Below are 14,473 nucleotides of genomic sequence, written 5' to 3'. Positions count from 1 at the left end.
ATTGTCTGTCCGCATGGCAAGTTAACTCACCCCCTGCCCCCTCTCTGCTGCGCAAAGAGGGGGTTCTTTTTTTGTTTTTTTCACCCTTTACCCTCTTTGCGCAGCAGAGAGGGTCGAACAGCAGAGCGCATTCGGGGTGAGTCAACTCGCGACAAAGCAAATCCGCCAGCGTTACTTGTAAGAAAAAAATCCAACACCGGATTTTAAACTTACCCAACCTAAAAAATATTACCTTTAACAAACTACGCTTATGTTATGAAGAAAGTACTTTACTTGTTTTTTGCCCTTTTTATCCTGAGTGCCTGGAACAACCCGGATGATCCAAAGAGAAGGTTTGTTGACGTAGCCGGAATAGATTCCACGATAAAACCCGGCGATAATTTCTTTCGTTTTGTAAACGGCCGCTGGTACGATACCGCAAGAATTGCGGATGATCAAGCCGGCGTGGGTTCATACTCCTTCCTTAACATCCCGCAAAAAAAATTGCTGCAGGCTATCCTGGATAGCGTTTCAAAAACCAAAAACGCTATGGGAAGCGTCGACCAAAAGGTTGGCGATTTTTACGCATCGGGGATGGATACCCTAACCATCAACAAACGTGGATACCAGCCTGTTGCGCCAATACTTGCACGTATAAATGCCATCAGCAGTGTTCCGTCGCTCATGAAATTTGTTGCGGATGAAGCAAAAACCGGCAATTCCTCCATCATCGGCTTCAATATTTCGCCCGATAATAAAAACAGCGGCATCAACATAGCCCATGCTTACCAAAGCGGCACAGGTTTACCTGAAAAGGGTTATTACTTTAAAACGGATTCTTCTACGCTGCACGCTCAGCAAGCTTATAAAAATTATATCAGCACGCTGTTTCAGTTAACCGGCAGTACCCCTGCCGCCGCAACCAGGAATGCAGCTGTTTGTTACAGCATCGAAAAACAAATTGCAGCATCGCATAAATCAAATATTGAGTTAAGAGATATCAATGCCAATTACAATAAAATAGCTATTTCATCCCTCCGCAAAACCCAGGCTAATATAGGCTGGGCAGCTTTGCTTGCCAACTTAGGTGCAAAAACCGATTATATTGATATGGCGCAGCCTGCTTATTACATTAAGTTAAATGCACTGTTGAGATCTGTTCCCATAAACGACTGGAAAACCTATTTAAAAGCCAATACCCTCATCAACTACGCCGCAACATTGAGCAAACCATTTGTGAACGCTTCTTTTGAGTTTCGTAAAGTACTATCAGGCCAGGCCACGCAAAAATCGCGCAGGCAGATCATCACTGATGATGTAGATAACTATTTGGGCCAGGCATTGGGGCAACTGTATGTGAAAAGGTATTTTAACGAGGACGCAAAAAAACGTGTGCTTGTGCTGGTAAATAACCTGCAAAAATCCTTCGAGAACAGGATAAACAATCTCGACTGGATGAGCGATAGCACCAAACAAAAGGCAAAAGAAAAACTATACGCCATCACCAAAAAACTCGGCTATCCTGATAAATGGCGTAATTACGACAGGGTGACTATCAACAGGAACAGGTACTTTGAAAACGTACTGTCGCTTAACCAAAACGACTACCAGGTTCAACTGGCAAAATTGAACAAGCCGGTTGATAAAACGGAGTGGGGCACAACGCCATCTACGGTTACAGCTTACTACAATCCATCTTTTAATGAGGTTGTTTTCCCGGCGGGGATACTGCAATTCCCCTATTTTGATTTTTCGGCAGATGATGCCATAAACTATGGCGGCATAGGGATGGTAATTGGCCATGAAATGACGCACGCCTTTGACGACCAGGGCGCACAATTCGATAAGGATGGTAACGTAAAAAACTGGTGGACAAAAGAAGATTACCAAAAATTCAAAGAGAAAACAAGCCAGGTATCAGCCTTATATAGTTCGTTTACCGTGTTAGATACCGTACATGTGAAAGGCGCTTTGACTCTGGGTGAAAACACTGCCGATAACGGCGGCATTGCTATAGCTTACGACGCTTTTAAGATGACAGAGCAAGGAAAGGGCAATGTTAAAATTGACGGCTTTACCCCCGATCAACGCTTTTTTCTGTCGATTGCCCGCATATGGCGTGTAAAAACAAGGGATGCGTTCCTTCGCACCTATGTAAATACTAACCCGCATTCGCCGGCCATGTGGCGTGTAAATGGGCCTTTGATGAATTTCGAACCGTTTTACCAGGCATTTAACGTAAAGCCGGGCGATAAAAATTACAAGCCCCAAAATGAAAGGATAAAGATTTGGTAGTACACCCTCGCGTAGTAAATAGGTTAGATATTGCTAAGGCAGTTTGTAACTATTTCTATAGTGCCGCAGTCTTATAAAAAATACTGATCGATGAGATATTTAAGAATAACTGTTTGCATGGCTTTGCTGTGCCTTTTTGGGTTGAGCGTTTACAGCCAGCCAAACGATGCCCATAGTTTTTCGCTCATCGTATCTATCGAAAAAAAGCAGCCGGCCGAGGCTGCAACGGTAAAATTGCTCAAAGCAAATGCCGTAGTACAAACCACCATTACCAACCTTAAAGGCGTTGCCAGTTTTAGCAATATCAAAACCGGCGATTATACTTTTTTGGTGAGCTATACCGGCTACAAGCCGCAAACCACCCGTGTTTATCATTTCCCGGGCAGCATCAGCCAGGATACTATTACCCTGCAAGCAGCAAGTACGGGCCTGCAGGAAGTAAGCATCACGGCTAAAACGCTGCCCGTACAATACAAACAGGGCAAGGTTATTTTAGATGTAAATGCATCGGTTACCAATACCGGCTCTACCGTGCTGGAGGTTTTGGAGCGCTCGCCGGGCGTAACGGTGGACCGCAATGGCGGCATCGCCCTAAATGGCAAGGCAGGCGCACAGGTAATGATAGATGATAAGCTCACCTACCTCTCGGGTACCGAATTGGCCAACCTGCTGGGCAGTATGAGTTCTACCCAGGTATCGCAGATAGAGCTGATAGCCAACCCTACCGCCCGGTACGATGCCAGCGGCAATGCAGGTATCATCAATATCAAAACAAAAAAGAACACTGTTAAGGGCTTTAACGGATCGGTAACCGCGTCGTTCGGGCAGGGTGTTTATTCCAAAAGCAATAACAGCCTTACGCTGAATTACCGCGTTGGCAAATTCAATACCTTCCTCAATTACAACGCCAACTATAATACTAATTTCTTCAGCATATACGCCCTGCGTAAATACTATAATAGCAGTAACCAACTAACGGCTATCCTCGATCAGTTTTCCTACTCGCCCGGCAAAGCCTTCAACAATACGGTAAAAACAGGGATGGACTATTACCTGAACGATAAAACCACCATAGGGATAGTGCTAACGGGCACAACGGTTAAACGCAACAACAGCAACCGCGCCAATGCCGACTGGCAAAGCCCGCAGGGCGTGGTAGATTCATCTATATATACCACCAACACCGGTAAAAACCGCTTTAAAAACGGTGCCATCAATCTCAATTTAAGGCACAAGGTATCAGCCTCGCAGGATCTGGCGATTGATGCCGATTACCTGCACTACAGCATCAGGGCAAACCAGGATTTTAAAAATGAGCTGAGCGGGCCCAATGGTTACGAGGAGATCTCGCGCGGTAACATTCCAACTACCATCAGCATCGGCTCGGCCAAGGCGGATTACACCATTAAAGTGAATAAAACTGATGTGCTGACTTTTGGCGGCAAGGCATCATTCAGCAATACCGATAACCTGGCCGATTATCAAAATCTGATAGGCGGCAATTGGGTGGATGATAACATCAAAAACAACCACTTTATTTATAAAGAGAAGATAAACGCGCTTTACTCATCGTATGATACCAAGCTCGGCAAGGTGAGCGGGCAGTTTGGTGTGCGCTACGAGCATACAGGGTATGATGCCAGCCAGTTGGGTAATGCCATACAAAAGGATTCCTCTTTTTCGCGCTCTTACGGGCAGTTTTTCCCGAGCGGTTATTTAAGCGTAGAGGCAGATAGCTCCAACAGTTTTACGCTTACGGCCAGCCGCAGGATAGACCGCCCGCCGTTCCAAAACCTTAACCCCTTTTACCTCATCATTAATAAATACACCTACAGCACCGGCGACCCTTACCTGTTGCCGCAATTCAGCTGGAACTTTGAGGTGAGTCACCAATATAAAAACCTGCTGCGCACGGCGGTATCATACAATCGTATCAAAAACTATTTCTCGCAGATCTTCGTGGCCGACCCGAATAACGACGCTATCCTGCTCTACACCCAGGGCAACGTGGGCAGCACCTATAATGTAGGGGCGTCGCTTACCCTAACCACCTCGCCGGTTAGCTGGTGGAGCTTAACCACGCAGGCACAGTACAACCATAAACAACTAAAAGGCTTTAACGGCAATACCTATACTACCGAGATAGACCAGCTTAACCTGAACGCCAACAACCAATTCAGCATCGGCAAAAAGTATACTGCAGAGCTATCCGGCTTTTATACCACCCGCGCCCGTAACGATGTGGCCGAACTGCTTTACCCAACCGGGCAGATGTCGGTAGGTATCTCGCGGCCGGTATTCGGTAAAAAAGGAACATTGAAGTTCAGTGCCCGCGATGTGTTTTACACCAACGCCATGGAAGGCTTCACCACCTTCCCTAATGCTACCGAATATTTTTTATTGCGAAGGGATAGCCGGGTGTACAGCATCTCGTTCACCTACCGCTTTGGCAAGCAATATAAAACCGTTAAACGCACCGGCGGCAGCGCCAGCGATGAGATAGACAGGGTTGGGAATGGGTAAATTGTCTGAATCAGAATTTACAGAATGGTTTATCTTAGTCGTCATGCCGAATTTATTTCGGTACCCCACGCGGCAGGTATACAACATGCTAAGTGGACACAAAGCATTCTCGATTGCATCATTGTTACTTTGCATGTGGGGTCCTGAAACAAGTTCAGGATGACGTAATAAGTGAGGACAGCCATTAAACAAATTCTGCACATTCGTTAATTCCATAAAATTCGAGTTCAGACATTCCGCTTGCAGAATTATCCTATATTTGCGCAGATTTCGTTTCCGTAGTTCAATGGATAGAATTATGGCCTCCGAAGCCGTCGATATGAGTTCGAATCTCATCGGAAACACAAAAACGCCCTGCTAAATTTTTAGCCGGGCGTTTTGCTTTAATAATGAGTTGATTTTTAAATCTGTAGAAACTTTTACAGCTACCGTTTGTATTTTAAGTATAAAAACGCTTAGCTATGGATAACGCAACTATCAACCACCTCAACATCCCCTCCTTAAGTATTATAACGGATAAAGGCCGAACCCTTAATGTGTATTTTGAGCCCATGAACGCAACCCTGGCCGATTGCGAAAACTGCCCCGTGTATGCCATTTACCGCGCTAAGGATAAAAACGACAGTATTTTTAACCACCTCAGCATTCCCGGCGAAATTGGCGACAACATCCCCGGCCTGGATAACATCAACCAAAAAGACTACCTCGGCGAGATCAACTTCACCGCAAGCGGGCAATGGGAATACGATGGAGAAAAACTGTCTATTTTAGAGCAGCAACAGGTGGCAGAGCATATACAAGCGCGGTTTAATTAGGCGCTGGCCACCAACCTGCTTACACTGCGGTAAACATAGTTATTGAAAATATGCCTGCGGGCAAATCTACCAGGCGAATCGGCATTGATGAGCTTTACATAAACCGCTTTGGGTACATCAAAGTACTCATATTCGCTGCCATCTAAAAAGCTCACCTTAAGCACCTGCGATTTATATTCAAAATCGGCAATGTTAGATGATGTAGTAGTAAGGGTATAATCGGCAATAGTTTGGTTACGGGTTTCGGGTGCAATGCTTACCAAAAAGTGGTACGCCTCGATGATGGTTTTGCTTTTTTCTTCCGCAGCTTCCTTTTCCTCAGCACTATGCTGAAATTTATCGGGGTGCCAGGTTTTCATCATACTGCGGTAAATGGTTTTTAATTCCTGCAGTTCCGCAGCTTCGTTAACGCCCAAAAGCTTCCTGTAATCTACTATTTTTTTCATGCTAATTTTTATTCGTATGCTTATTAACGTTGAAAATGAAGCAGATATAGCTAAGCACCATCGCGGAAAATATGCCGCAAAGGTACGGTTTTAAAATTTGCTGTGCAATGGTTCGCGGGATATTGTATTGAGAGAAAGATTCCGCTTTTAACGGGTTTAATAATCGTAAACGTGTTCTATCGTTATCTTTTTGCCCAGCAAATCCCTTAAGACAACACCTAAGTTTTTAACCGTGGTGACAATGGCTATACGGTTTAATCCAGGCCTGGTGATAATGGGTTGCATAAATATTACCCGGAGATCTTTAGCAGGATTTACCAGTTTTGTGCTCAGCACCGTAAGCATAATAGCGCCATTGTTACCGGCAATCTCTTTAAAATTTATACCCAGTGAGGCCAGTTTACAAACCGCGGGATTAAAATCGGCGTAGCGCGGCAGGTTCATTAATACCGAGTCGCTGCTGAGCTGCCTCATATCTTTTATCTCGGGATATTCGGCCATATTTGCCGGGAAGCCGTCGGTTATAATAGCGGTATTCAACAATGCTTCATCATAGGCAGATTTGGTTGCCTGCCTTATCAGCCATCCGTAGCCGCTTTTTACCAACAGTTCGGTTGTGAGGTAATATTTACGCTCCAGTTTGCGCAGAAAATGCGGACCGAAAAAATCGGTGGTTCCCCAAAGCTCGCTTAGCTGGGCATTAAAGTTGTAGTCGTACCAGGGTGTTGCTTCAATAAAATTAACGTAGCTGCGCATATAGCGGGCATTAAACTTATCTTCTTCCGTCATATCATCAGTATCGGTAACGCGGCCAATGGTAGTTTCGTAGAACGATTTTATTCCATATTCTACCGTAGTGCTTACCCCAATCACCATGATCATGACGTGATAACCGGTGTTGAATTTGTAATTGCCTTTTATTTGATCATAAACCACACCGTAACCACCCCAAAGCTGATCGACGTGGTTGGTGTACGGAAACGATGTTGATGTATGCTGCTCAAAATAGTCGGCCTGCTCTTTGGGGCTGAAAACCAAAAACCATTCGGGATAAGTTAAAAAAGTTTGGTCGGCGGGGCGCACATCTTTTTGCGGAGTGGCTGGGTGTGGGTTTATGGTGAGCCGGGCTTTATCCACAACAAGCCCATCGCCCGCCGCAATAGTGTCCGGTTTCCTGTTTTTCAACGCGAAAACAATCCCCGCTAATACCACAGCAATTAAAGTCAATATCCGCAGCCTGGCCATAATTTATTATTTAATAAAATGCATTAAAGTATTATCCGATGGGTCCTTATACTGCAATATCCGCGCTCCGCTATCTTTAAAGCCGGATTCGTTAATAATGGCCGCCCATTCATCAGCAGATTTAAAGTTTTTAAAATCATTGGCTTCAAACTCATAGCTTTCGTTTAAACCGGCATTAAACACTGTATGCACCAGTGACACAAAGGTTGCCATCTGAGGCGTTTTCACATCATGGTCGCGGATGATGAACGAGCCTCCCGGGCGGAGAATGCGATATATCGATTGTACAAAACCATCGAGCCTGTCTACCGGGCAATGGTGCAGGCCGATATAGCAGGTAACTACATCGATGCTGTCATCGGCAATATCGTGCTTGCTTATGGCCTGGTAATCTTTAATATTGATAAAAGTACCAAGTTTACTCAATTGCGCGCGCTCCATAATATCGCCGGGGGAGTTTGTTGGAGCAATATCATTGAGCAGGAAAACAGGGCCGGTAACCTTTACCTGCTTACGCAATTGGCTGATGTACCTGCCGGTAGAACCTATCTCTACATAACCATCAATCTGCTCTTTCCCGCCCAACAGGCTGAGGGTTTGGCGGGCTATTTCCTTCTTCTGCTTTTTAAGGGCAGGTAGCGCGTAGGTTAATTCTGATAGGAAAGGTTTTATGCCCGGTAGCTTGCTCTGCACCGACCTGTAAATTGCCTCGTCGGTGTTGTTGGCCGCCGTTTCTTCTTTTATCAGCTGATGAAATTTATCTTCGGGATAAAGATGGAAGATCACCTGCAAAAACCGGTAAAAATCGTCGCTCCATTTGGTATCGTTAAATACCGCTTTAAATTCTGATGCATCAGCCATTGTTTTGTTGGTTTAATGGTTTGTAATAAGTATCCCAAAGTGTATTCCTGAATTTGTTATCCGGGTCCAGCCTTGCCTTCGATTCAAATAATTTATGCGCGTTTGGGTATGCTTTAAAAAATTGCTCTGCTGTGGGGTGTATTTGGTAGGGCAGGTAATATGCTCCGTTCACGGCAATCACCGCCTCGGCAAGTTCCCTTGTCCAAACGGCAACGGCGTGTTTGGCTGCAGCATCTGTACGTTGCTTGTAATATACCACAAAGGCAAATACTTCCTCACGCGCCCAGGCCATGTAAGTGCCGGGATCGGCCCTGGCATGCCGCATGGACACATTCAACACGTTTACATTATAGCGGATAAAGATCTCTGCCATTGCCGCCTCAAATTCCTCAAAACGCTGCACCGGTACAAAATATTCCAGTAAAACGTAGGTGCTATCGGTACGCGAGCGCGGCTCCAGTTCTGCAACGTCGTAACCTGCCTCGTAATTGCGCCAGTGTATTTTCTTTCCTCTAAAAAGCAGCGGATCTATCAGGTACTCCCTGCGCCACTTGCCCAATGGGGTTTCGGTGAACGACCATAAAAAATAGCGTTCCAAAGGATACGATTCCTTCAAGGGCATCAAGCGGGTTTTCACTGTTGGTTTTTCATCCGTTTCTACCCAGGTTACTGCTCTTAGTTTTTTGTACCGGGGCGGATAAATATCGCCGTTATGGAACACCGCCTTACCGTTATCCCTGATGTTTTTAAAGAAGAAGTCTTTATACTCCGCAACGTCCATTTTTTTATCAATGCGTTTTATGGCTACGTTATCAGCAAGCTCCAGTTCGGCCTGGGTAATTATACCAATAGCGTTGTATCCGCCAATCGCGCCAAAAAATACTTCGGGGTTCTCCTGTAAACTGGCATGTACCAGCGAGCCATCTGCCAGCACTACATCTATCGAACGGACCGATAACACCACCGGGCCCAAACCCATATAGCGGCCATGTGCGTTCACACTTAGCGCGCCGCCCACGGTAAAATTGGCGTAGGTTTGCATGATCTTCACACTCAGATCGTGTTCATCAATATATTGCTGGATATCGCACCAGCGGATGCCAGTTTGTACTTTTATCAGTTTGGCTTCCCTATCAAACTCAAGTATTTTGTTTAGCCCGCGCATATCCACATGAACACTGTTGGGGCTTGCGGTTTGCCCACCCATGCTAAAACGCCCACCACCAACGGAGATACTGCCGCTTGTCTCTTTTACAATTGTGCAAAGCTCCTCAACCGACGCAGGGCGAACAATGCGCGATACCAGCACAGGGTTTAGCCGGGTTACATCATCAATAATACGCTCATCAGTTTTAAGGTGGGGGATCTCGATCCCGGCATCATTCTTCAAATAATCTGCAGCCGCGCCTGGCACCGAGCCGTACCTGTTGAAGGAGTAATTACCTTTTTTGAACCCCAGGCACCAGATAAGCCATAAGGGACCAATTACAGGTATCAGAACAGCAAGCAGCCAGTAACCAGATCGGCTCTGGTCGTGCAGGCGCTTTATGGATGTGGCCGCCACTATCCAAAATAAAAGCGGGTATAAAACCCAGGTAGCACCGTAGCCTATTGTAAAGGCGAGTAAATTGTACAGCACATAAAACGTACACCAGTAAAACAGGGCGGCAAGCCAGTAAACCCCTTTAGAAAGGCGGCCGTTAAAGGTAAATAGCAGGTAGGTAACCGGTAGTTTTTGTTGTAATCGCATTTATAATAAGCTAAAGCTAAGATATAATTTTGTTTGAACTACTGCGTGTTAGCCGTGTTTTTTACCCCAAACCATCGGTGCAACAAAAAGTAAATTACAATATGCAACCTTGGCAAACGTTTTATATTTTTACGAAAACCCTTATTCATTATGAAATTATTAAGATCAAGTATCCTTGCGGCTGCTATTTTATCGGCAGTTGTTTTGTTCCCGGCCTGTAAAGCCAAAAAAGCGGTAGTTGCCCAGGCGCCTGCTCCGGTAGCCGAGCCAGCTAAACCCGCACCCGTAGAAACACCGAAACCTGCCCCGCCTGTGACCGAGACCCCGGCACCCGCCCCTGCCCCACCGAATTACAATTTCAGCAATATTCAGTTTGAGTTTAACTCGGGGATCTTAAAAACAGATTCGTACCCGGTTTTGGATAAAGCGGTCGCAGAAATGAAGAAAGACCCATCGGTGAAGTTTATATTGAACGGAAACTCATCTGCCGAAGGTACCGATGCACATAACCTGGAGCTTTCTGTAGAGCGCGCCACCGCTGTTAAACTGTACTTAACAAACAGCGGTATCAGCAGCGATAACCTGGCTGTAAAAGGCTGGGGTGAAAGCAAACCCATTGCCGATAATAAAACCGAAGAAGGCCGCGTGCTTAACCGCCGTGTGGAGATAAAGAAACAGTAATATTAAACTCCATTAATACCAACAAAAAGGGAGCCTTACCGGCTCCCTTTTTTGTTTCGCTTAGCTTAAAGCGCTCACCAGGTATTCCCTGCAAACTTTCACTTCCTTAACGGCATCCGAGCCGGCGGGGATATTATATTCCAGCTCTATAGTGGCGGGGAATTTATATTTATTGGCCTTCATCAGCGCTAATACTTCTTTTATCGGTGTATCGCCCGTACCCCATGGGGCATTGGGGCCGTTGTTAAATTTACGATCCTTAATGTGCATGCTTACTATCTTGTTGTGATATTTTTCGATGAACGGAACCGGGCTGCTGCTGGTACCGGATGAGTAGTGCCCGATATCCAGGTTAATGCCGTTATATTCCGATTGGCTCAATGCGGTATCCCAAAGCGTTGGCGTAGCCTGGGTGTGCGCATGGTAGCCCACCATCATTTTATGTTTGGTGGCCAGGTCGCCAAGGCGTTTGGTTTGCTCATCATCCGGCAGTTCTACCGTAACATGGCTTACGCCTAAGGCTTTACCTGCTTTAAAGGCGTATTCTATTTCCGCGTCGGTATTCTTTTTACCCAGGGCGTTCGGTTTCCAGGCGTAGATCTTCACACCCGCATCCTTATACATTTTGCGCAGCTCAACAAACTTATCCATTGGCGCGCTGGCACGCCATTCGGCCAAACGTTTAGGCAGATCTGCGTTGGCGGCTGTTTCTTCGGGTGTTTGCGGCCTACCATAGGCTCCGGCCCTTTTTGGAGCACCGGCATAGGCTTCGGCAGCATCGCCCATCAGTTCTATGGCGTTGATATTACAGTCGATGCAATATTTCAGCAGGTCCTCGGCCGTGCCCGGCATACTGCGAAACGAATAGGTGATCACACCTATCTGCACGCCATTTACCAGCGAGTTCGGCTTATCGGCACTGTTTAGTAAAGCGCCTGCAAATGAATGCTTCGACAATAATAAAAGGCCCGTTGCAGCAATAGCGCCGCTGCCAATAAACCGGCGCCTGCTTAGGTGATGCTTTTCCATAAAATTTAAAGGTTGTTGGGTAATAATCTTGGTTAAACCAAAGTTATTAATTTAATGATACCGGCAAACTTTGTATTAAAAGTGTTACCGGGACACATTGGTGTTGGGGAATGGAGATTAGTGAATAGAGAGTGGTGAATGGTTGAAATAAAGCGTAAAAAAATGCAAATTTTAGAATTATCGGTTGAATCGCAAACGCTCGCTGTGCTATTGTGTCCAGGAGTTCCGGGTGCGCGCAGGGTGTCTATCTTTTTAAAATTGGACGATTAGACATCGCTATTACCTATAGAAAATTGATTGACAGTTGAATTGCCCAAACTAAATAGCTACACACCGTTTAATTATTATACCTTTACGGCTTACGCATGGAAGAAAGAAAATATTTAACAACCTGGAAGCGGTACATCCCGGTTATCCGTCTGCATCTTAAAAAGAGCCTTAACGAGGAACAGAGCTTCAAATTGAATATAACCGATTTTGAATCGGCGGGCGACCGCGGCAAATCCGGCTATACCTTTAATTTAAGCATGGAAAATGGTAAGGTGATCAACAACATCAGCGGATCGGCCGTAGCGCGCGACCTTTATGAGGCCCTTAAAGCAGATGAAGCCATCAAAGCTTTTCTGCAGGACAGGAACATCAAAATATCCGTAGGGAAATCTTTCCTGCTGACCATTAAAACTACTCACGTTTCGAGCTATAAAACAGAAACGCCCCAGGAATAAGGGGCGCTTTTATTTTATCGGCAATTGATTTAGCGGAGATATTTTACCAGCCGCCCTATATGCTATTGGGCTTGTGGCAGCAATATTTCAAAATTAGCACCCTGATTTGGGTGCGAATAGATCCGCATTTCGCCTTTAAGAGTATCTACCAGGTGCTTTACCAGCGCCAGCCCGAAACCATAACCTTGCTCGCCGCTGGTGCCATCAGTAGAGGTGGCCCTGCCCGCAAGAATGGTATTGATGGCGTCCTGGCTCAACCCTACGCCGGTATCGGTTACATTTATCTGCAGCAGGTTTTGTGTTTCCTCTATTTTCAGGCCAAGGTCTACGGTTATTTTACCGTTCACCGGGGTAAACTTCATGGCATTGGAGATGAGGTTACCCGTTATTTGCAACAGTTTGCTTTTACTGAAAGGGATAGTATCCGAATTTACCGACGTGTTTATTACAAAATCGATGTTCTTGTTTTTGGCCTGCGGGGTATAAAGTTTTTCCAGCTTATCTTTAAAAACCAGCAGGGTAAATTCATCGGTTTTCAGGTCCCTGGCCTTTGGCAGATCGGTGCTTAATATTTCGTCGGCCAGTTCAAGCAAAGAGCGCCCGCTCCGTTGTATCAGGTTTATAAACTCCAGCACCTCGTCTATCTCGTTCTCCTGGCCCTGCTCGCTTATTACCTGCGCCAGTCCTATAATGCCACCGAGCGGGCCGCGTATATCATGCGCTACCTTCTTTTTGGTTTCGTTGGCCTCGTGCAGTTTGTTTTTTAGCCCGATAATGGTTTTATGCGCCGTTAAGCGGTTCACTATTTCGCCGGCAATTATTTTCAGCAATTCTATCTTCTCTGGCGAAAGTGTTTTCAGGTCACGGTCCAGCACGCAAAGCGCGCCCAGGTTGTGGCCCTCACTGGTTTTCAAGGGGATGCCGAAGTAGTATTTTAGCTTCGGCTCGTCAACCACGTAAAATTTATCATTAAAGCGGTCGTCGCTGGTTAGGTCTTCTACTTCAAAATGGGGCTCGGGTACCGATATGGTGTACTGGCAAACCGAATCTTCGCGGGGCATCTGGTCGATATCCAGGCCATGGTTGGTAACGGTCCACTGTGTGAAGGAATCAATAAGGTTAACAAGCGAAATGGAAGTGCCGGCAACCGTTGCGGCTAATTTGGCCAGGTCTTTAAATGTATCCTGGAAGCTGGTGTAGTCAAGGTCGTAATCGGACAGGCTGATGATCCTGCCCATTTCATTTTCGGGGATCGGGTTGGTATGCATATATAAGAGTTGGGTCTGCGGCTATTTACGGATTTTTATTTTTTGCGGATGTTAATTTAACTTCAAAAAATAAAAAAATGCACCCATTTGTCTAAAAGCAATATTGCACCCTGTGAACGAAAAAAAGCAAAAAAAAGAGACGCGAAGTATCGCGTCTCTACGAAGACCATCCTCTGCCCGGATATTATTTCTGCAATTCGGGCATCAGTTCGGTGGTGATACCAATCCGGTTCCATCCGTTGATAGCAATGATGGCCATCAACACTTGTGACAAATACACTTCGTCGAACAAAGCTGCTGCCCGGTTATACGTTTCGTTTGACACGTGGGTACCGGCTATCAGCGTAACTTCTTCGGTAAGGGCCAGTATGGCCTGCTCTTGTTCATCAAAAAAATTGGTTTCGCGCCATGCGTTAAGCGCGTAGATGCGCTGTTCGGTTTCGCCGGCTTTGCGGGCATCGCGGGTGTGCATATCTATACAAAAGGCACAGCCATTTATTTGCGATGCGCGGATCTTGATGAGGTCTTTATGTTTGTGCGAAACGGTGGTACTTTCAACATATTTTTCTAATGCAAGCATGGCACGGTATGCTACGGGTTCGGCGGTGTTTAATTTCAATCTGCTCATTGTCTTATTGTTTTTGTTAAGACAAAGTTGCGGATTAGCAGCCCTCCGAAAAATGAACTGAGTTTAAGAAAAGCAAGGGATTACGAATTTCACGAATTGGGCGAATTACACGAATTTTAACTGCGGGTTTGATCTGTTTACCGGTTGACTCAGCCCGGGTACGCTACGCTGCCCAAGCCTCTCTACCTGCGGTAAAGAGGGTAAAAAAAGAAATTTCCTAAACCAACT

The 14,473-nt window shown here is 45.8% G+C and carries 12 protein-coding genes and 1 tRNA gene; 6 read left to right on the top strand and 7 right to left on the bottom strand.

Annotated features, from left to right (window positions below; translation table 11 throughout):
• Positions 1 to 255 precede the first annotated feature (255 nt).
• The 4 genes from IDJ77_RS10475 (at position 256) to IDJ77_RS10460 (ending at position 5,612) form a co-directional block, all read left to right on the top strand.
• Complete coding sequence (locus tag IDJ77_RS10475) at positions 256 to 2,274, top strand: M13 family metallopeptidase (protein WP_191188882.1); 2,019 nt, start codon at positions 256 to 258, stop codon at positions 2,272 to 2,274.
• 90 nt (positions 2,275 to 2,364) lie between these two features.
• Positions 2,365 to 4,797 (top strand): outer membrane beta-barrel family protein, encoded by a 2,433-nt coding sequence (locus IDJ77_RS10470; RefSeq protein WP_191188881.1) that lies wholly within the window; start codon positions 2,365 to 2,367, stop codon positions 4,795 to 4,797.
• 272 nt (positions 4,798 to 5,069) lie between these two features.
• Positions 5,070 to 5,141 (top strand) — tRNA-Arg (locus IDJ77_RS10465).
• Between the two features lie 117 nt (positions 5,142 to 5,258).
• Complete coding sequence (locus IDJ77_RS10460) at positions 5,259 to 5,612, top strand: hypothetical protein (protein ID WP_191188880.1); 354 nt, start codon at positions 5,259 to 5,261, stop codon at positions 5,610 to 5,612.
• On the opposite strand, the gene IDJ77_RS10455 is transcribed toward IDJ77_RS10460, so the two are convergent.
• The 4 genes from IDJ77_RS10455 to IDJ77_RS10445 all read right to left on the bottom strand — a co-directional run bounded on the left by IDJ77_RS10455 (position 5,609) and on the right by IDJ77_RS10445 (position 9,914).
• Positions 5,609 to 6,058, bottom strand: a complete 450-nt coding sequence (locus tag IDJ77_RS10455) for a KTSC domain-containing protein (protein ID WP_191188879.1) — start codon at positions 6,056 to 6,058, stop codon at positions 5,609 to 5,611. The genes IDJ77_RS10460 and IDJ77_RS10455 overlap by 4 nt on opposite strands.
• A 156-nt stretch (positions 6,059 to 6,214) precedes the next feature.
• Positions 6,215 to 7,303 (bottom strand): hypothetical protein, encoded by a 1,089-nt coding sequence (locus tag IDJ77_RS10450; RefSeq protein WP_191188878.1) that lies wholly within the window; start codon positions 7,301 to 7,303, stop codon positions 6,215 to 6,217.
• 6 nt (positions 7,304 to 7,309) lie between these two features.
• Positions 7,310 to 8,164, bottom strand: a complete 855-nt coding sequence (locus IDJ77_RS27630; protein ID WP_224751039.1) for a methyltransferase domain-containing protein — start codon at positions 8,162 to 8,164, stop codon at positions 7,310 to 7,312.
• The gene (locus IDJ77_RS10445) at positions 8,157 to 9,914 is read right to left on the bottom strand and encodes an FAD-binding protein (RefSeq protein WP_224751038.1); all 1,758 of its coding nucleotides are present in this window, start codon (positions 9,912 to 9,914) and stop codon (positions 8,157 to 8,159) included. The genes IDJ77_RS27630 and IDJ77_RS10445 overlap by 8 nt, the downstream gene beginning before the upstream one ends.
• Positions 9,915 to 10,064: 150 nt before the next feature.
• Here IDJ77_RS10445 and IDJ77_RS10440 point away from each other — a divergent pair, with 150 nt between their 5' ends.
• A complete protein-coding gene (locus IDJ77_RS10440; protein ID WP_191188877.1) occupies positions 10,065 to 10,595 on the top strand; it encodes an OmpA family protein in 531 nt (176 codons plus the stop codon).
• Positions 10,596 to 10,655: 60 nt separating this feature from the next.
• Here IDJ77_RS10440 and IDJ77_RS10435 read toward each other — a convergent pair whose 3' ends face one another.
• Complete coding sequence (locus IDJ77_RS10435) at positions 10,656 to 11,624, bottom strand: sugar phosphate isomerase/epimerase family protein (protein ID WP_191188876.1); 969 nt, start codon at positions 11,622 to 11,624, stop codon at positions 10,656 to 10,658.
• Positions 11,625 to 11,989: 365 nt separating this feature from the next.
• Here IDJ77_RS10435 and IDJ77_RS10430 point away from each other — a divergent pair, with 365 nt between their 5' ends.
• Entirely contained in the window at positions 11,990 to 12,349 is a 360-nt protein-coding gene (locus tag IDJ77_RS10430; protein WP_191188875.1) for a hypothetical protein, read from the top strand.
• Between the two features lie 62 nt (positions 12,350 to 12,411).
• On the opposite strand, the gene IDJ77_RS10425 is transcribed toward IDJ77_RS10430, so the two are convergent.
• Positions 12,412 to 13,617, bottom strand: a complete 1,206-nt coding sequence (locus tag IDJ77_RS10425) for a GAF domain-containing sensor histidine kinase (protein WP_191188874.1) — start codon at positions 13,615 to 13,617, stop codon at positions 12,412 to 12,414.
• Positions 13,618 to 13,801: 184 nt separating this feature from the next.
• Positions 13,802 to 14,245 carry a carboxymuconolactone decarboxylase family protein gene (locus IDJ77_RS10420; RefSeq protein ID WP_191188873.1) on the bottom strand — a complete coding sequence of 148 codons (444 nt, stop codon included), beginning with the start codon at positions 14,243 to 14,245 and terminating at the stop codon, positions 13,802 to 13,804.
• Between the last annotated feature and the right edge of the window lie 228 nt (positions 14,246 to 14,473).

It is taken from the genome of Mucilaginibacter pankratovii (assembly GCF_014773265.1).
Classification (GTDB): Bacteria; Bacteroidota; Bacteroidia; order Sphingobacteriales; family Sphingobacteriaceae; genus Mucilaginibacter; species Mucilaginibacter pankratovii.
Note: the sequence above shows the minus strand (reverse complement) of the source record. Positions and strands in the feature narration are given on the sequence as shown.